We start from the raw sequence: 16701 nt of genomic DNA, 5'->3' as shown, positions 1-16701 counted from the left end.
AGAGTACGCAAAAGAACACAATCTTCTTTATCTTGATAGAGTTGAGACGAGCGTAGGCGATTTTGCTCTTCCTGGAGGAGATTTAAGCAATGAGTCCCTTGTTTGACATACCGCCCCTTCTGGGGCGGTTTTCTTTATCTATTTTGTGCTTTTCTATTGAAAAGCTAAAATTATTATTTTATAATATTTTGATCCTAAAAGTCAACATAGCGAATCGGGGGTATTAAATGGATTACTCCATCATTGTATCGGTTGTTGCCGTCGGAGTCTCCGCCGTGTCTCTCTTTTACGGCATTGGCCGCGACACAAAACCTGACCCGCAGCAGGACAGCAAGATTGACCAACTGATTGCCACGACTACGGACATGAGCCACAAGCTGGACAAGATTGCGGAATGGCAGCGAGACGCCGCCGGAATCCATGCCAGCCACTCCGAGCAGATCAAGACCCTGTTTAATCGTGTCGGGAATCTGGAAAGCCGCATGGAGGACCGGCAGGTTATTAACGCAGCGATCCAAAAGATATTAGAGAGGATGAGCTAAATGGACGACGCCAAGAAGATCATTGACGAAGCCGAGCGCGAAGGCCTCCAGATGAGCCAGGGTCTTTTGAAACTGGTTTTGAAGATGTGGGAAAGCGCCCGTGAGGACGTACAGGCGGCCACAGCGGCGGCGCGGCGTCTCCGTCTTGTCGCTGTGCTGGCCGCTGTGCTGGCCGCCGTGTGCCTGTGTGTGTGCGTCTACCAGGGCACCGTGATCCAGCGCCAGGGCACCGTGATCCAGCGCCAGGGCGGAGAGCTGGCGGCCATCCACCGCATCCTGGAGGAGGGCGTTGTGATCGAGGAAACCACGACCGCCACCGAAACAACCACCACCCAGACGGTTGATGGTGACAGCGCCACTATCAACAACGTGGACGGAGAGCAATACAACGATAATGCCGTGAAGGTACTGCTGGATACCGCCCGCCGGTAAATCCGTGTGTAACGCCGTGTGCAATTTGTGTGTTAAATTCAGGTTTTGCACTACCGAAACCGGAAACGCACACACTAAACTGGAATCGCTCTTTCCGTTGCAAGAGTAAGAAAAAACCCTGTATCCGTTGCGGATACAGGGTTTTCTTTGTTGGAGCAGGTAAAGGGAATCGAACCCTCATATTCAGCTTGGGAAGCTGACGTTCTGCCACTGAACTATACCTGCATGGGCTTATTGACTTAGGCATTATAGCATATGCCCTTATATTTGGCAAGAATTTTTTTGTGACAGCGTTCTCATTCTTTCGCTATGAGCGCTGAAAAATCACAAAAAACCTTGCAATCTATTCCAATCCGTGATATCATTTCTTAAACCAAAGGTATAATAACTGAAAGGGTATGGAAAGGTTGGAAGTACGATGAGCAAAAAACAGGCATTGACTGAATTCCATCGGGGCTCCATCCTGGCCGCTGCCGAGCGGCTGTTTGCGGAAAAGGGCACCGAAAAGACCACCATGGATGACATTGCCCGAGAGGCCGAGTACAGCAAGGCGACTTTGTATGTCTATTTTCAGAGCAAGGAGGAGATCATCAACGCAATCCTCCTCAGTGGGATGGTGCTGCTGAAGAAGAAGCTGCATGAGGCCATTGAGAGCCACAGTGATTGGTTCCAGGCCTATGACGCGGTGTGCCAGGCGATCGTGCGTTTCTATGATGAAAATCCCACTGCCTACGATGCCGCCACTGGTTCTATCCCCCTGTCTCAGGATGGCGACACCCTCCAGAAGGGGTTGTCCGATATCCTGCGGGTCAGCGATGAGATTGAACAGGAACTGGCTGATTTCCTGGTACGGGGTGCAGCGGACGGCGCGGTGCGTTCTCAGCTGCCTCCCATGGAGACCGTTCTCCTGTTCTGGTCTGCTCTCTCCGGTATGGTACATACCGCTGAGCAGAGGGAGAATTACATCCAGCGCACCTTGGGCCTGACCCGGGAGGAGTATCTCCAGCACGGTGCCCGGCTGCTGCTGGCCTCCCTGACCAAAGCGAATATGTAAGTACTGTATACAGTATGAACCCGGTCCGGATTTCCGGACCGGGTTCTCTGTTTTTATCGATAGCAGATCTCGTGGCGCTTGGGGCCGGTGGAGACGATGGTGATGGGGCACTCGATCTCCTTCTCCAGGAAGGTCACATAATCCTTGGCCTGCTGGGGCAGGGCATCAAAGTCGGTAACGCCCCGGATATCGCACTTCCAGCCGGGCAGAGTGGTATAGACCGGCTTGGCCTGATCCAGCAGGGCGGGTACCGGGAAGTCCCGGGTCACTTTACCGTTGATCTCGTAGCCAGTACATACCTTGATCTCATCCAGATAGCCCAGACAGTCAATGGCGGTGAGAGCCACCTGAGTGGTACCCTGCACCATGCAGCCGTACCGGGTAGCCACGGCATCAAACCAGCCCACCCGGCGGGGACGACCGGTGGTAGCGCCGTACTCGCCGGCGTCACCGCCCCGGCGGCGCAGCTCCTCGGCCTCATCCCCGAAGAGTTCGCTGACGAAAGCGCCGGCGCCCACGGCGGAAGAATAGGCCTTGGTTACAGTCACGATGTCGGAAAATGCCGTGGGAGGTACTCCGCCGCCCACAGTACCGAAGCCGGCCAGCGTGTGGGAGGAGGTGGTCATGGGGCAGATGCCCAGGTTGGGATCCTTCATGGAGCCCAGCTGACCCTCCAGCAGCACCTGCTTGCCCTCCTTCAGGGCCTGGTGCACAAAGCTGACCGCGTCGCCCACGTAAGGCTCCAGGATCTTCTTATAGCCCATCAGTTCCTCAAACAGATCCTTGGGGTCCAGAAGAGGCTTATGATAAAGATGCTCCAGAAGAACGTTTTTCAGGGCACAGATATGTTCCAGCTGAGCCTTGAGCCGGTCCTCATACCACAGATCGGCCACCTGAATACCGATTTTGGCATACTTGTCAGAATAGAAAGGAGCGATACCGGACTTGGTGGAGCCGAAGGCGGCGCCGGCCAGGCGTTCCTCCTCGCAGCTGTCCAGCAGCACATGGTAGCTCATCAGCAACTGAGTCCGCTGATCCACGATAATGTGGGGGGCAGGTACGCCGCCGTCCTCCAGATGCTTGAGCTCAGCAGCAAATTTCGTTACATCCAGGGCCACACCATTGCCGATGATGTTGGTGGTGTGGGAGTAGAATACGCCGGAAGGCAGCTGATGCAGAGCGAATTTACCATAATCGCAGATAATGGTATGGCCTGCGTTGGCGCCTCCCTGGAAGCGGATGACTACATCGGACTTCTCCGCCAGCAGATCGGTGATCTTGCCCTTGCCTTCGTCGCCCCAGTTGGCGCCTACAATTGCTTTCACCATATTGGATTCCTCCTGCCGCGGGGATTCGCGCATTGGCCTTTTCCCGTCGGCAATCCATGGGGATATCATTCCCCACGCGGTATTATAGTACGCTTTCTCCCTTGAATCAAGGCAAAAAAAGAGAAAAAATGTCATAAAATGATTGCCATCACCTTCCAGAACACCGCGTTTTGTTGGAAAAGTAAAAAAAGAGGTTTACTTCCACACTTCACTTTGATAAAATAAGAAAAACGGGCGGCTAAGAAGCTGCCCGCCGGTTTCCGAAAGAGAATCATCAGGAGGTCAAACACTCTATGACGAAAAACGAAAAGCGGGAACACAGTGATCTGCTGTATGAAGCGATCCTCACCCTGAAGGACCTGGACGAGTGCCGGAAGTTCTTTTCCGACCTCTGTACGGTGGCGGAACTGCGGGCCATGGAACAGCGTTTTGAAGTGGCAATGCTGTTGTCCGAGGGCATGATCTACAACGACATTCTGGAGCGCACCGGCGCTTCCAGTGCCACCATCAGCCGGGTGAACCGGTCTTTGCAGTACGGTGCCGACGGCTATCAGGCCGTGCTGCCCCGGATCAAGGAGAAGCAGAGCGGCAATGGCGTATGAATATCTGGCCGGCTGTTATGACCGTTTTACAGCCGACGTTCCTTACGCCGCTTGGGCCGACTACCTGGAGAAGCACTTTGCCCGCAGTAAGCTGCCCATCCATACTGTGCTGGATCTGGCCTGCGGTACTGGTACCCTGACCTGTGAGCTGGCCCAGCGGGGGTACGAGATGATCGGCGCCGACCTGTCAGAGGAGATGCTGGCCCAGGCAGCCGAGAAGGCCCGGGACGTGGAGGGGATTCCTCCTATCTTTCTGCACCAGGCCATGGAGAAGTTGGACCTGTATGGTACCATCGATGCCTGTGTCTGTTGTCTGGACAGTGTAAACTATGTTACCCAGCCCAAAAAACTGGCGCGGGCCTTTCAGCGGGTCCATACCTTTTTGATGCCGGGAGGACTGTTTCTCTTTGACATCAATACCCCGGACAAGCTGAAGGGGCTGGACGGTCAGCTTTTCATGGATGAGGATGAGGAAGCCTGCTGTATCTGGCGGGCGGAATACTCGCCCCGCCGGCGTATCTGTACCTACGGCTTCGATATCTTCTGCCGGGAGGAGAATGGACTGTGGAGCCGGATGGAGGAGGTCCATGAGGAATACGCCTATGAGCCGGAAGAGCTGGAGCAGATGCTGCGCCAGGCCGGTTTTCGGCAGATCAAGCAATATGGCGAACTGAAGATGCGCCGCCCCGGACCGGGGGAACAGCGCATCTTTTTCGCCGCACGAAAGGAATTTTAAACGTATGTCAGATTCGATCATTCGCGTTCTGGCCAAGGACGCTCCCGTCAAGGCCTCGGCCATTTCCGCCCGGGCCATGGTGGAGCGGGCCAGACAGATCCATAAGACCCTGCCGGTGGCTACTGCGGCTCTGGGCCGCTCCCTGATGGCCGCCTCCATGATGGGCAACCAACTGAAGGAGGAAAACGGCTCTGTTACCCTGCGGATCAAGGGCGATGGACCTCTGGGCGGCATCACTGTGGTGTCCGACAGCGCCGGCAATGCACGGGGCTATGTGGTCAACCCCCTGGTTGACCTGCCTTTGAAGGGCCCTGCCAAGCTGGATGTGGGTTCTGCTGTGGGCAAGGACGGCTCCCTTACTGTCATCAAGGACATGAACATAAAGGAGCCCTATGTGGGTACCATCCCTCTGGTATCCGGTGAGATCGCCGAGGACATCACTTCTTATTTTGCGGAAAGTGAGCAGATCCCTTCCGCCTGCGCCCTAGGTGTGCTGGTGGACGTGGATCAGAGTGTACTGTGCGCCGGTGGTTATCTGATTCAGCTGCTGCCTGGTGCAGACGACAGCGTTATTACTGCTATTGAAGAGGGCATTGCCAAGGTGGGCCCCGTTACCGAGGCTATGCGCAACGGTGAGAGTGCCCGCAGCCTGGTGGAGCGTGTTCTGTCTGCCTTTGACCTGGAGGTCCTCAGTGAGGAGCCGGTGGAGTACCGCTGCTATTGCAGCCGTGAGCGGGTGACCCGCGCCCTCATCAGTATGGGCCGGGAAGAACTGGAGTCTCTCATCAAAGATCAGGGCAAAGCGGAGCTCACCTGCCAGTTTTGCGACAAGGTTTATGACTTTACAGGCGAGGAATTGCAAGGCCTTCTGAATTCGATTTGATTTTTTGAAAAAAATCGAAAAAAGTTGTTGACAACTGGGGGTCGTTCTTGTATAATAACTTTCGTCGCTTAGCCCGACAGCCAAACGAAAGCGAAAGAAGAACGAGGGAGCATAGCTCAGCTGGGAGAGCGCATGCCTTACAAGCATGATGTCACAGGTTCGAGCCCTGTTGTTCCCACCACTCCCTTTCTGGGAGCTCCCGTACCCCCTACCGTCTGGCGCGGTAGTTCAGTTGGTTAGAACGCCGGCCTGTCACGCCGGAGGTCGAGGGTTCAAGTCCCTTCCGCGTCGCCATTTGCCTCTGTAGCTCAGTTGGTAGAGCAGGGGACTGAAAATCCCCGTGTCGCTGGTTCGATTCCGGCCGGAGGCACCACCGTTCCTGGTGGATACCGCAAGGTATCCACCAGGGGCACCTTCAAAATTCAGGCATATGTGTTTCATTCTTTTCATAGGATGGAAACAGATGCAGGTGTAGCTCATCTGGTAGAGCGCCACCTTGCCAAGGTGGAGGTAGCGAGTTCGAGCCTCGTCACCTGCTCCAAAAATGATAAAAGGAAGGTCCGCCCTTCCTTTTATCCATATGGCGACATAGCCAAGTGGTAAGGCAGAGCTCTGCAAAAGCTCCACCCCCAGTTCGAATCTGGGTGTCGCCTCCAAAAACCGACTATCGAAAGATAGTCGGTTTTCTTTTTGATTTCTTGAGCAATCAAAATGTTTGGCGTAAATGCGCCGCTCACTGCTTGGGCTGCTAGTCTTAGTTTGCATCTATATTGTTTGGACAAGAAGAGAACCGGTTATCGGTAGGTAACCGGTTTTCTTCTTTGTATATACTGGAAAATATCATATGATATGGTATAATGAGAAAAATGTAGAACAACAGTATGGTGGAGAGGGGAAGAGCGGATATGAAGAAAAAGAGAAGATCGAAGAGACGCAGGCGGAGCGCCTCCGGTGTGGTGCTGCTGATTGTTTTGTTTCTGGTGATAGGCATAGGTGTGGTGCTGGTGCGGATGCTGCTCTCGCCCAAGGAAGGGTCTACAGCGGCCTCTCCGATTGAAACAGAATTACCCTTACCTCAGGTCACGACAAGTCTTCAGACGCCGTCTGTGGTCGTTACAGAGCGCCCTGAGAAGGAAGATCCGGAGAGTATCCTCTACCAATATCTCTATGAGCAGGTAGACGGGCAGCAGCAGGTAGTGAACTTTACAGCGGAAGATATGAGTATGGAGCAAATCGGGCAAGTGCTGGAACAGCTCCAGCGTCAGCCGGAATTCTTCTGGTTGGAAGGCTACGAATTGGTTGGCAGCGATACGGAGTATCAGGTGGAATTTGACTGGAAATATACGGATCTGACCGCCCGACGGGAACAGGTGGAGCAAGCGGAGGCCCAGGCGCTGGCTGCCATTCCAGAAGGGGCGGGAGACTATAAGACTGCCCTGAGCCTGCATGACTGGCTGTGTGATCACATTGTATATCAGAGCAGCAGCGACGGCAGCGATCAGGACCTGTACGGTGCGTTGGTAAATGGACGGTGTGTGTGTTCCGGATACAGTCAGGCCTACGTGTACCTCCTGCGCCGGGCCGGTATCCAGGCCGAGACAGTGCGGGGTACTGCTGACAATGGAACAGGTGCCCAGTCCCATGCCTGGACAAAGGTGGTTCTGGATGGGGAGGTATATTATACCGACGTGACATGGGACGACCAGGAGACACATCCGGACGGACATACTTATAGCTGGTTTGCAGTTACCAGTGAGCGTATGGCCTCTACCCATTTTGCGGAGCCGGAGCGAGGCGCGGAGATGACGCCCAGTTCCGCGGTGGCGTGCAATTACCACTACCGCAACGGCTGGGTGCTGGAGCAGTTCAACACAGAAGAACTGGTCCGGATCTTCTCCTCTCAGACTGGCGGAAGCCTTACTGTACTGGCCGCAGATGAAGCGGTATATGCTCAGCTGATGGAGTTGGTACAGGACGGGGAGGCTATGACCGCTGTGCTGGAGCAGGCAGGCTATCCGGTCAGTCAGTATACCTATTTCCACTCAGAAGGTTCGCTGTGTCTGGACCTGTTCCCGGAGGCATGAGCGAGTCTAAAAAGCTGTATGGCGGACAGGCCGCCTCACAGGAAGGAAATTGATATGTGGGCAGATTGTTGTTTTTACCTTTCGGTGCTGCTTCTGGCGGGCAGCCTGATTGCCGCTGTCAGGATATATAGAGCGCCCTATCAGCGGGGGCGGTTTCTGTCGCCGGTCAAGTGCGTCCTGGCCGGGGTATTCCTTGCTGCGGTCCTGCTGTTTCTCCCCCTTCATCTGGAGCAGCTCCCAAAGGATTTTGTGGGAGGGATAAACAGCGTACTGCTGTCCATTCACAGTACCATGAGGCTGTTTGTGCTGGATGGGGAGTTTGACGGTGTACTGGCATTTACCTCCGCTTTACCAGACGGTGTGGTACGTACCGGGTACTCGGTTGTTGCCGCAGTGCTGTATGTACTGGCTCCCGCTCTTACCTTTGGCTTTGTCCTGTCCTTTTTTAAGAATATTTCCGCTTATCGCTCCTTGCTGTTTCACTATGGGACCGACGTTTATGTTTTTTCCGAACTGAACGAGCAGGCTCTGGTTCTGGCGCGAAGCATCCAGGAGAAGGACAGACGCTGTCTGCTTGTTTTTATGGATGTATTTGAGAACCATGAGGAGTCTATCTTTGAGCTGTGTGAGAAGGCAAGAGAGCTGAAAGCGGTCTGCTTCAAAAAGGACATCGTTGATATCAGCTGGAACGTCCACAGCAAGAGAAGCTGTGTGTCTTTAATTGCGATAGGGGAGAATGAGTCCGAAAATATTGAGCAGTCCATCAAGTTGGTGGAGGCGTATAAAAACCTCCCCAATTTCCGCCTGTATGTTTTCTCCACCAGGGTGGAAAGCGAGGTTTTGTTCCAGACTGCTGTGGATGGCGGAATGCGGGTCCGGAGAGTGAATGTGATCCGGTCTCTGATCAGTCAGACCCTGTACCGGGAAGGCGGTTCTCTGTTTGAGGGGGCCATAGACTGCGGGACCTATAAGCTGATATCGGTGGTACTGATTGGTTTGGGCCGGTATGGCACGGAGATGCTGAAAGCCTTATCCTGGTTTTGTCAAATGGACGGGTATCAGGTAAAAATTCACGTCTTTGACCAAAGAAATGACGCAGAGGAGCGGTTTACCGCGCTGTGTCCGGAATTGATGTCGCCGGAGCGCAACGGAACCGCTACGCCGGGCGAAGCGCAGTATCATATTGTGATCCATGGAGGAATGGATGTGCAGACCGCCCGGTATGCGGACTGCTTTCATGCCATCGGACCAATCAGCCACGTCTTTGTAGCGCTGGGGGATGATGGCCGGAACGTTGAGGCGGCGATCAATGCCAGAATCATGTGTGAACGTCAAGGACAGCATCCTACAATTCAGACCATTGTATATGATCCTTTGAAGAAAAAGGCATTGGAGGGGATCACCGATTACCGGGGCAATCGGTATCGCATTTCCTTCATTGGGGATTTGAATGAATCCTATTCTCAAGAAGTCATTCTGGACTCGGAGTTGGAACAGGCCGCATTGGAGCGGCATCTGAAATGGGGAACAGAGAGCGCCTTTTGGGCATACGAATTTAACTATCGTTCTTCCGTTGCTGCGGCAATCCATTTGAAAATGCGGATCTTATGCGGAATCCCTGGGGCCTCAAAGAAGGAAAGTGAGCTGACTCCAGATGAGCGGAGAACCATTGAGGAGCTGGAGCACAGGCGCTGGAACGCCTATATGCGGTCCGAGGGCTACCGGTTCAGCGGATCTGTCTCACCGGAGAGCAGAAATGATCTGGCAAAGCTCCACCATGATCTGGTCCCCTTTGTGAAGCTCAGCGAGGAGGAGAAACGAAAGGACTCCCGTGTGGGGACGGCCTGAATTGACGCAAGCGTCTTGTCAGCCTCTGAATATCGGCGTATACTGAGAGCGAATTAAGATATCCGCACCGACGGATGAAAAGGAGCGAGAAGATAGTGGAACAAATCTGCATACGCCCCATGGAGGAGAACCAGGTGGCTGAGGTATCGGCCCTCATCGGCCGGGTGTTGCTGGAGGTCAATATTCGGGACTATCCCCGCGAGGCTCTGATGGAGTTTGTAGAGTATTACAATCCGGAAGGTGTGGCTGCTATCCCCAAATCAGGCGGACACAGCTATGTGGCTATGCTGGGGGATGAGCTGCTGGCCTGCGGCTCTGTGGCGCCTATGGAGGACCGGCCGGGGGAGTGCGAGATCAGGGCCCTGTTTGTACGGCCTGACTGGGAAGGCAAGGGTGTGGGCAGAAAATTGGTGCAGACCCTGGAGGCTGACCCGCTGTTCCGGGCTGCCAAGCGTGTGGCGGTTTCCGCTTCTCTGACCTCCCACGAGTTCTATTTGAAACTGGGCTATCGCTACCAGGACGGGATCAAAGTCTGTGAGGATAACGACCATTACTGGATGGAGAAATTCAACTAAGAAAAAGGCCTCCAGCCGGGATTTCCCGGCCGGAGGCCTTTTTTATGGCGTTTATACCCGACCAATGTCAGTGCGGAAGTGCATATCCTGGAAGTGAATGTGCTTGGCGGCGGCGTAAGCGCCGTCGATGGCCTCATCCAGACTGTCGCCCACGGCGGTGACGCCCAGAACACGACCACCATTGGTAACGATATCACCGTTGTCGTCCAGCTTGGTACCGGCGTGGAATACCACGGCGGTCTCGCCGGCCTCCTCCAGGCCGGTAATGGGGTAGCCCTTCTGATAGCTGCCGGGGTAGCCGCCGGAGGCCAGCACAAGGCAGCAGGCCGCGCCGGGCTTCCAGCGGATATCCATCTTGTTGAGCTGGCCCTCACGGCAGGCGGCGAAGATCTCCATCAGGTCGGAGTCCAGCAGAGAGAGGACGGCCTGACACTCGGGATCGCCGAAGCGGGCGTTGTACTCCACCACCTTGGGACCCTCGGGAGTAATCATGAGGCCGAAGTAGATGACGCCCTTGAAGGGGCGGCCCTCCGCCTTCAGTGCTGCTACGGTGGGCAGGAAGATGTCCCGCATACACTGGATGGCCACGGCGGCGGTATAGTTGGGGGAGGGGGAGATGGCGCCCATGCCGCCGGTATTGGGGCCCTGGTTGTCGTCATAGGCCCGCTTATGGTCCTGAGAGGAGGGCATACACAAAATATGCTCTCCATCGCAGAAGGCCAGCACGGTGACCTCGGGTCCGGTCATGCACTCCTCGATGACGACCTTGGCCCCAGCCTCGCCGAAACGGTGATCGCTCATCATGGAGCGGACGGCATCCTTGGCCTCCTCCACAGTCTGGGCCACAATCACGCCCTTACCCAGAGCCAGGCCGTCGGCCTTAACCACGATGGGGGCGCCCTGAGCTTCCACATAGGCCAGAGCGGCGTCCATGTCGGTAAAGGTCTCATATTTGGCGGTGGGGATGTTGTACTTCTTCATCAGGTTCTTGGAGAAGATCTTGCTGGCCTCGATGATGGCGGCGTCCGCGGTGGGGCCGAAGGCAGGGATACCCGCCGCCTCCATGGCGTCCACCATGCCCAGAGCCAGGGGATCATCGGGGGCTACCACCACAAAATCCATGGCGTGGCTCTTGGCCCACTTCACCATACCGTCCACGTCGGTGGCGGCGATGGGAACGCACTGGGCGATGGATTCAATGCCGCCGTTGCCGGGGGCGCAGTAGAGCCGGGTGACATGGGGGCTCTGGGACAGCTTCCAGCAGATGGCGTGCTCCCGCCCGCCTCCGCCTACGACTAATACCTTCATGTTCAAACCTCGTTTCGTTACCCCCGTCCTTTTCGCGTAGCGAAAAGCTTTTTCGCGGAGGGTGTTGCGCTCCGTGACCCCGGAGCGAAAAAATCAGATGTATGTCTGGGAGAATTCACTTCTCCCAGACATACCCCGACCCGCGCCGTGGGCGCGAAACCGGGGGTATCGCAGAACTGCGCCAATGTACATTGGCGCAGTTCTGCGTATCCAGGGGGTATTGGATACCCCCTGGAACTGGTTTAATGGTGGAACAGCCGCATCCCGGTAAAGGCCATGACAATGCCGTACTTATTGCAGGTGGCAATGACGTGGTCGTCCCGGATGGAGCCGCCGGGCTGCACGATGTAGGACACGCCGGACTTGCGGGCCCGCTCCACGTTGTCACCGAAGGGGAAGAAGGCGTCGGAACCCACGGTCACACCGGACTGGGTAGCGATCCAGGCCTTTTTCTCCTCAGCGGTGAGCACCTCGGGCTTGACCTTGAAGGTGTTCTGCCACACGCCCTCGGCCAGCACATCCTCGTACTCGTCGGAGATGTACACGTCGATGGCGTTGTCCCGATCGGGGCGGCGGATGCCGTCCACGAACTGGAGGCCCAGAACCTTGGGATGCTGGCGCAGCAGCCAGTTGTCCGCTTTGTTGCCTGCCAGACGGGTGCAGTGGATGCGGCTCTGCTGGCCGGCACCCACACCGATGGCCTGACCGTCCTTCACATAGCACACGGAGTTGGACTGGGTGTATTTCAGGGTGATCAAGGAGATGAGCATATCCCGCTTGGCGTGCTCGGGCAGCTCTTTGTTGTCGGTAACGATGTTGTTCAGCAGGTCGGCGTTGATCTCATGGTTGTTACGGCCCTGCTCAAAGGTGATGCCGAACACGTCCTTGTGCTCGATGGCCTTGGGGACGTAGTTGGGATCGATCTCCACCACGTTGTAGCCGCCCTTGCGCTTGGTCTTGAGGATGGCCAGGGCCTCCTCAGTGTAGCCGGGGGCGATGACGCCGTCGGACACCTCCAGAGCCAGATAGCGGGCGGTCTGGGCGTCGCACACGTCGGACAGGGCGGCCCAGTCGCCGTAGGAGCACAGCCGGTCGGCGCCGCGGGCCTTCACATAGGCGCAGGCGATGGGGGACAGGTCCATGTCCTCCGCAAAGTAGATCTTCTTCTCCACGTCGGTGAGGGGAGTGCCCACAGCAGCGCCTGCGGGGGAGACGTGCTTGAAGGAAGCGGCGGCGGGCAGGCCGGTGGCCTCCTTCAGCTCCTTGACCAGCTGCCAGGAGTTCAGCGCGTCCAGAAAGTTGATGTAGCCAGGTTTGCCGTTAAGCACCTTGATGGGCAGCTCGCCGGACTCCATAAAGATGCGGGCGGGCTTCTGATTGGGGTTGCAGCCGTATTTCAGCTCCAGTTCGGTCATGTTCTGTGCTTCCTCCTTTTTACTGATGCTTGTTGAGGATGACGGTCTCCCAGTTGCCGGTCATGATGTCGATATAGCGCACAAAGAGGGAGACCTTGTTCTCCTCATTGAGGCTGTTCCAGATCAGCTGGGCAAATTCCTCGGGAGTCTCGCTGGTGATGGCGATCTGCTCCGGCTCACCCTCGAAGGAGGGCAGGGGATTGCCGTCTCCCATGTAGGTGTGGATGAAGTGGCCCTGACCGGCCAGGGGCTTCTCATAGGCATAGAAGTAGCGGCGGCAGGAGGCGGGATCGCCGTCGGCGCTCTTCAGGATGGAGAGCACATAGTCGCCGTCCTTCTTTACCAGACCGGAAATACGGGGGGTGTAGTTGGGCTCATCCGGCTCGAAGGTGCGGGTATGTAGAGCCTGAGAGAAGGTCTTGCCGGCGGCCAGGCCCTCCCGGATGGTGTCGGTCTGGTCACCGTTGGTGACAATGGTGGAGGCGCCGAACACCCGGACTGGATTGTAGATGATGAGGGAGGGGTCGGTCATCTTGGAGGGATCAAAGGCCTGGGTGCGGATGCCGTCGGGGGTCTCCACAAACACACGGTTGCGGGAGTTCTCGCTGCGGCCCATGATGAAGTAGGCGATGACCGCCTTGGTGTCGTCGGCGGAGCGGCCCAGCACGATGCCGCGGCCGGGATAGGGATTGCTTTGCAGCAGTTGGGTCAGGTCCAGCGTTTTCATAACATCATTCCCCTTCTTTGATGGTAACGATCCGTCCCTCCACGGAGAGGCGGCCTTGACAGAACAGAGCGACGGCCTGGGGTAGAATATGCCACTCGGCCTGCTCCATGACCCGGCGCTGGAGCACCTCGGGGGTGTCGCCGGGCAGAATGTCCACCGCTTTCTGGAGGACGATGGGGCCGCCGTCGGGCTCCTCATTCACAAAGTGAACGGTGGCGCCAGTGACCTTCAAACCGTAGGCCAGGGCCTTTTCGTGGACGTGAAGGCCATAATAGCCCGCCCCGCAGAAGGACGGGATGAGGGCGGGATGAACGTTGAGGATGGCGTTGGGGTAGGCCTGCACCATTTCCTCAGTCAGAATGTGCATGAAACCGGCCAGCACCACCAGATCGATGCCCAGTTCCTTCAGCTTGGCTACCAGGGCCTGGGTCATGGCGCGGTTTGAGTCGTAGTCCTTCCGGGCTACCACATAACCGGGGATACCGGCGTTTTTTGCTCGCTCCAGGGCATAGGCGTCGGCTTTGGAGGAGATGACGGCGGCCAGTTCTCCGCCGCCCAGCTCTCCCCGGTCCCGGGCGCCGATGAGGGCCTGGAGATTGGTCCCGCCGCCGGAGACCAGTACAGCGATTCGGGTCATACCAGTTCCACCCCGGCGTCGCCGTCAACCACAGAGCCGATGACGTAGGCCTGCTCGCCGGCCTGGGCCAGCAGTTCCATGGCCTGCTCCGCCTGAGCGGCGGGAAGGGCCAGGATCATGCCGATGCCCATGTTGAAGGTGTTGTACATATCCCGGGTGGGAATGCCGCCCTTCTTTTCGATGAGATCGAAAATGGGCAGGCGGGGGAAGGTGCTCAGATCAATGCGGGCGGTGAGTCCTTCGGTCATCATGCGGGGCACGTTCTCGTAGAAGCCGCCGCCGGTGATATGGCTGATGGCATGAACGTCGATGCCGCCCTTCAGCAGGGCCAGGATCGCTTTGACATAGATGCGGGTGGGAGTGAGCAGGGTCTTACCCAGGCTCTTGCCGCCCAGCTCCTCCATGGGGGAGGTCAGGTCGGCGTGCTCCACGTCCAGCACCTTACGGACCAGGGAGAAGCCGTTGGAGTGGACGCCGGTGGAGGCCAGACCGATGAGGGTATCGCCTGCGGCCAGGGCCTTGCCGTCGATGATCTTCTCCTCGTCTACAATGCCCACGGAGAAACCGGCCACATCGTAGTCGTCCTCCGCCATCAGGCCGGGGTGCTCGGCGGTCTCGCCGCCCACCAGGGCGCAGCCCGCCTGGCGGCAGCCCTCGGTGATACCAGCCACGATGTCGGCGATGCGGGCGGGATCGTTCTTGCCGCAGGCGATATAATCCAGGAAGAACAGGGGAGTGGCACCGCCGCAGATGATATCGTTGACGCACATGGCCACGCAGTCGATGCCGATGGTGTCGTGCTTGTTCATCAGCTGGGCCAGGCGCAGCTTGGTGCCCACGCCGTCGGTGCCGGACACCAGCACGGGCTTCTTCATGCCCGCCATATCGGGGGCAAACAGACCGCCAAAGCCGCCCAGGGTGCCCATGACGCCGGGGATATAGGTGGATTCCACCATGGGCTTGATGCGTTCTACCGACTCATAGCCGGCGGTCACATCCACGCCGGCGGCGGCGTAGGACTCAGAGTGAGAATTTTTCATACGGAGAAACCTCCTCGATTATTGGGTTTGACCGATTTTCTGTTCAAAACGGAATTTTTCCCGGGCTTCCGGCACGGGCACCGGATAGCTGCCGGTGAAGCAGCCGTCGCAGAAGGTGCAACCGCAGCCGTTGGCCAATTTATGGACGCTGTCCACGCTGAGGTAGCCCAGGGAGTCGGCGCCGATAATCTGGGCGATCTCCTCCACCGTGTGATTGCAGGCGATGAGGTGATCCCGGGAGTCGATATCGGTGCCGAAGTAACAGGGATGGAGGAAGGGGGGTGCGGAGACCCGCATATGGACCTCTGTGGCCCCGGCCTCCCGCAGCAGCCCCACGATGCGGGCGGAGGTAGTACCCCGGACGATGGAGTCGTCGATGATGACTACCCGCTTGCCCCGTACTACGGAGGAAATGGGGTTGAGCTTGATACGCACCTTGTCCTCCCGGTTTTTCTGGCCGGGGGCGATGAAGGTGCGGGCGATGTACTTGTTCTTGATGAAGCCGGTGCCGTAGGGGATGCCGGACTGCCGGGCATAGCCGATGGCGGCATCGATGCCGGAGTCGGGCACGCCGATCACGATGTCGGCCTGGACCGGATGCTCCAGGGCCAGGAAGGCTCCTGCACGGAGCCGAGCCTCGTGGACGCCGGCACCGTCGATCACCGAGTCAGGCCGGGCAAAGTAGATAAACTCAAACACACACAGGCTGCTCTTGGCCTTGCCGCAGTGGGTCCGTATGCTCCGCAGGCCGGACTGGTCGGCGATGACGATTTCGCCGGGTTCCACATCCCGGAGGAAGTGGGCGCCGATGGCGTCCAGAGCGCGGCTCTCCGAGGCGAACACATAGCCGCCGTCCAGAGTACCGATGCACAGAGGCCGGAAGCCGTTGGGGTCCCGGGCGGCGATCAGCTTGCGGGGGGAGAGAAGCACCAGGGAATAGGCCCCCTGGATCACATCCATGGCGGCGGACACGGCCTCCTCGATGGAGGGGGCTTTCAGCCGGGCGCCTGTGATGGTGTAGGCGATGACCTCGGTGTCGCTGGTGGTGTGGAAGATGGCGCCGGACAGCTCCAGCTTCTCCCGCAGCTCGGCGGCGTTGGTCAAATTGCCGTTGTGGGCCAGAGCCATGGAACCCTTCACATGGTTGATGACCATGGGCTGGGCATTGGTACGGCTCTTGCGGCCGGTGGTGGCGTAGCGCACATGGCCCACGGCCATACTGCCGGGACCCAGGTGCTCCAGAACTTCAGGGGTAAATACTTCGCTGACCAGTCCCACGTCCTTGTGGCTGGTGATGACGCCATCGTCATTGATGGCCATACCGGCGCTCTCCTGGCCCCGGTGTTGGAGGGCATAGAGCGCGTTGTAAGTAACAGAGGCGGCGTGGGTCATACCGGCCACACATACGCCGAAAACACCACATTCTTCATGAATTGTTGCCATGGTTTTTCTTCCTTTGCGTCAGGGGCTTGGACGTGGAAACCGGACGG

At 57.4% G+C, this 16701-nt stretch carries 16 protein-coding genes and 6 tRNA genes; 14 read left to right on the top strand and 8 right to left on the bottom strand.

What is annotated here, in order from left to right; translation table 11 throughout:
- The first annotated feature begins 227 nt into the window (after window positions 1–227).
- Window positions 228–542, top strand: a complete 315-nt coding sequence (locus B5F94_RS01115; protein ID WP_087326774.1) for a hypothetical protein — start codon at window positions 228–230, stop codon at window positions 540–542.
- Window positions 543–974, top strand: coding sequence for a hypothetical protein (locus B5F94_RS01110; protein WP_087326771.1), 432 nt, complete (start codon window positions 543–545; stop codon window positions 972–974).
- 151 nt (window positions 975–1125) lie between these two features.
- Here the strand turns inward: B5F94_RS01110 and B5F94_RS01105 are convergent.
- Window positions 1126–1199: transfer RNA gene (locus B5F94_RS01105), tRNA-Gly, on the bottom strand.
- A 193-nt stretch (window positions 1200–1392) separates the two neighbouring features.
- Here B5F94_RS01105 and B5F94_RS01100 point away from each other — a divergent pair.
- Window positions 1393–2028 carry a TetR/AcrR family transcriptional regulator gene (locus tag B5F94_RS01100; RefSeq protein WP_087265611.1) on the top strand — a complete coding sequence of 212 codons (636 nt, stop codon included), beginning with the start codon at window positions 1393–1395 and terminating at the stop codon, window positions 2026–2028.
- A gap of 53 nt (window positions 2029–2081) precedes the next feature.
- Here the strand turns inward: B5F94_RS01100 and B5F94_RS01095 are convergent, their stop codons facing one another.
- Window positions 2082–3356 carry an adenylosuccinate synthase gene (locus B5F94_RS01095; RefSeq protein WP_087189094.1) on the bottom strand — a complete coding sequence of 425 codons (1275 nt, stop codon included), beginning with the start codon at window positions 3354–3356 and terminating at the stop codon, window positions 2082–2084.
- Between the two features lie 293 nt (window positions 3357–3649).
- On the opposite strand from B5F94_RS01095, the gene B5F94_RS01090 reads away from it, so the two are divergent.
- From B5F94_RS01090 to B5F94_RS01040, 11 genes are all read left to right on the top strand, one after another.
- Complete coding sequence (locus B5F94_RS01090; protein WP_087189093.1) at window positions 3650–3958, top strand: YerC/YecD family TrpR-related protein; 309 nt, start codon at window positions 3650–3652, stop codon at window positions 3956–3958.
- On the top strand, window positions 3948–4694 hold the full coding sequence (locus tag B5F94_RS01085) for a class I SAM-dependent DNA methyltransferase (protein WP_087326768.1): 747 nt from the start codon (window positions 3948–3950) through the stop codon (window positions 4692–4694). The genes B5F94_RS01090 and B5F94_RS01085 overlap by 11 nt, the downstream gene beginning before the upstream one ends.
- 4 nt (window positions 4695–4698) lie before the next feature.
- Window positions 4699–5577, top strand: coding sequence for an Hsp33 family molecular chaperone HslO (gene hslO / locus B5F94_RS01080; RefSeq protein ID WP_087326764.1), 879 nt, complete (start codon window positions 4699–4701; stop codon window positions 5575–5577).
- A gap of 105 nt (window positions 5578–5682) precedes the next feature.
- Window positions 5683–5758, top strand: a tRNA-Val gene (locus B5F94_RS01075).
- A 36-nt stretch (window positions 5759–5794) separates the two neighbouring features.
- A tRNA-Asp gene (locus tag B5F94_RS01070) sits at window positions 5795–5871 on the top strand.
- A 3-nt stretch (window positions 5872–5874) separates the two neighbouring features.
- A tRNA-Phe gene (locus B5F94_RS01065) sits at window positions 5875–5950 on the top strand.
- Between the two features lie 92 nt (window positions 5951–6042).
- A tRNA-Gly gene (locus B5F94_RS01060) sits at window positions 6043–6118 on the top strand.
- Between the two features lie 41 nt (window positions 6119–6159).
- Window positions 6160–6233 (top strand) — tRNA-Cys (locus B5F94_RS01055).
- Between the two features lie 249 nt (window positions 6234–6482).
- Window positions 6483–7661: a transglutaminase domain-containing protein gene (locus B5F94_RS01050; RefSeq protein ID WP_158100231.1), complete on the top strand. Its 1179-nt coding sequence runs from the start codon at window positions 6483–6485 to the stop codon at window positions 7659–7661.
- Between the two features lie 54 nt (window positions 7662–7715).
- Entirely contained in the window at window positions 7716–9509 is a 1794-nt protein-coding gene (locus B5F94_RS01045) for a hypothetical protein (RefSeq protein ID WP_087326758.1), read from the top strand.
- Between the two features lie 95 nt (window positions 9510–9604).
- Window positions 9605–10084: a GNAT family N-acetyltransferase gene (locus tag B5F94_RS01040; RefSeq protein ID WP_158094699.1), complete on the top strand. Its 480-nt coding sequence runs from the start codon at window positions 9605–9607 to the stop codon at window positions 10082–10084.
- A gap of 51 nt (window positions 10085–10135) precedes the next feature.
- On the opposite strand, the gene purD is transcribed toward B5F94_RS01040, so the two are convergent.
- From purD to purF, 6 genes are all read right to left on the bottom strand, one after another.
- Window positions 10136–11392 (bottom strand): phosphoribosylamine--glycine ligase, encoded by a 1257-nt coding sequence (gene purD / locus B5F94_RS01035; protein ID WP_087265595.1) that lies wholly within the window; start codon window positions 11390–11392, stop codon window positions 10136–10138.
- Window positions 11393–11634: 242 nt separating this feature from the next.
- Window positions 11635–12807 carry a phosphoribosylaminoimidazolecarboxamide formyltransferase gene (locus B5F94_RS01030; RefSeq protein ID WP_087326754.1) on the bottom strand — a complete coding sequence of 391 codons (1173 nt, stop codon included), beginning with the start codon at window positions 12805–12807 and terminating at the stop codon, window positions 11635–11637.
- A 19-nt stretch (window positions 12808–12826) separates the two neighbouring features.
- Entirely contained in the window at window positions 12827–13534 is a 708-nt protein-coding gene (locus B5F94_RS01025; protein ID WP_087189085.1) for an IMP cyclohydrolase, read from the bottom strand.
- A 4-nt stretch (window positions 13535–13538) separates the two neighbouring features.
- A complete protein-coding gene (purN, locus tag B5F94_RS01020) occupies window positions 13539–14171 on the bottom strand; it encodes a phosphoribosylglycinamide formyltransferase (protein ID WP_087326752.1) in 633 nt (210 codons plus the stop codon).
- Window positions 14168–15211 carry a phosphoribosylformylglycinamidine cyclo-ligase gene (purM, locus tag B5F94_RS01015; RefSeq protein ID WP_087326749.1) on the bottom strand — a complete coding sequence of 348 codons (1044 nt, stop codon included), beginning with the start codon at window positions 15209–15211 and terminating at the stop codon, window positions 14168–14170. Before purM ends, purN begins: the two co-directional genes overlap by 4 nt.
- Window positions 15212–15229: 18 nt before the next feature.
- Window positions 15230–16654, bottom strand: coding sequence for an amidophosphoribosyltransferase (gene purF, locus B5F94_RS01010; protein ID WP_087326746.1), 1425 nt, complete (start codon window positions 16652–16654; stop codon window positions 15230–15232).
- Window positions 16655–16701: the final 47 nt, after the last annotated feature.

Origin of the sequence: Flavonifractor sp. An4 (genome assembly GCF_002161755.1) — a bacterium.
Classification (GTDB): Bacteria; Bacillota; Clostridia; order Oscillospirales; family Oscillospiraceae; genus Flavonifractor; species Flavonifractor avicola.
The sequence above is the reverse complement of the archived record's forward strand: the minus strand, read 5'-3'. Positions and strand labels throughout refer to the sequence as shown.

What these genes read in the sequence shown, in the direction of transcription:
- B5F94_RS01085 (WP_087326768.1), top strand. Translation starts at nt 3,948, where the DNA reads ATGGCGTATGAATATCTGGCCGGCTGTTATGACCGTTTTACAGCCGAC.
- B5F94_RS01090 (WP_087189093.1), top strand. Translation starts at nt 3,650, where the DNA reads ATGACGAAAAACGAAAAGCGGGAACACAGTGATCTGCTGTATGAAGCG.
- purM (WP_087326749.1), bottom strand. Translation starts at nt 15,211, where the DNA reads ATGAAAAATTCTCACTCTGAGTCCTACGCCGCCGCCGGCGTGGATGTG.
- B5F94_RS01045 (WP_087326758.1), top strand. Translation starts at nt 7,716, where the DNA reads ATGTGGGCAGATTGTTGTTTTTACCTTTCGGTGCTGCTTCTGGCGGGC.
- B5F94_RS01095 (WP_087189094.1), bottom strand. Translation starts at nt 3,356, where the DNA reads ATGGTGAAAGCAATTGTAGGCGCCAACTGGGGCGACGAAGGCAAGGGC.
- hslO (WP_087326764.1), top strand. Translation starts at nt 4,699, where the DNA reads ATGTCAGATTCGATCATTCGCGTTCTGGCCAAGGACGCTCCCGTCAAG.
- purD (WP_087265595.1), bottom strand. Translation starts at nt 11,392, where the DNA reads ATGAAGGTATTAGTCGTAGGCGGAGGCGGGCGGGAGCACGCCATCTGC.
- purF (WP_087326746.1), bottom strand. Translation starts at nt 16,654, where the DNA reads ATGGCAACAATTCATGAAGAATGTGGTGTTTTCGGCGTATGTGTGGCC.
- B5F94_RS01115 (WP_087326774.1), top strand. Translation starts at nt 228, where the DNA reads ATGGATTACTCCATCATTGTATCGGTTGTTGCCGTCGGAGTCTCCGCC.
- B5F94_RS01100 (WP_087265611.1), top strand. Translation starts at nt 1,393, where the DNA reads ATGAGCAAAAAACAGGCATTGACTGAATTCCATCGGGGCTCCATCCTG.
- B5F94_RS01025 (WP_087189085.1), bottom strand. Translation starts at nt 13,534, where the DNA reads ATGAAAACGCTGGACCTGACCCAACTGCTGCAAAGCAATCCCTATCCC.
- B5F94_RS01110 (WP_087326771.1), top strand. Translation starts at nt 543, where the DNA reads ATGGACGACGCCAAGAAGATCATTGACGAAGCCGAGCGCGAAGGCCTC.
- B5F94_RS01050 (WP_158100231.1), top strand. Translation starts at nt 6,483, where the DNA reads ATGAAGAAAAAGAGAAGATCGAAGAGACGCAGGCGGAGCGCCTCCGGT.
- purN (WP_087326752.1), bottom strand. Translation starts at nt 14,171, where the DNA reads ATGACCCGAATCGCTGTACTGGTCTCCGGCGGCGGGACCAATCTCCAG.
- B5F94_RS01030 (WP_087326754.1), bottom strand. Translation starts at nt 12,807, where the DNA reads ATGACCGAACTGGAGCTGAAATACGGCTGCAACCCCAATCAGAAGCCC.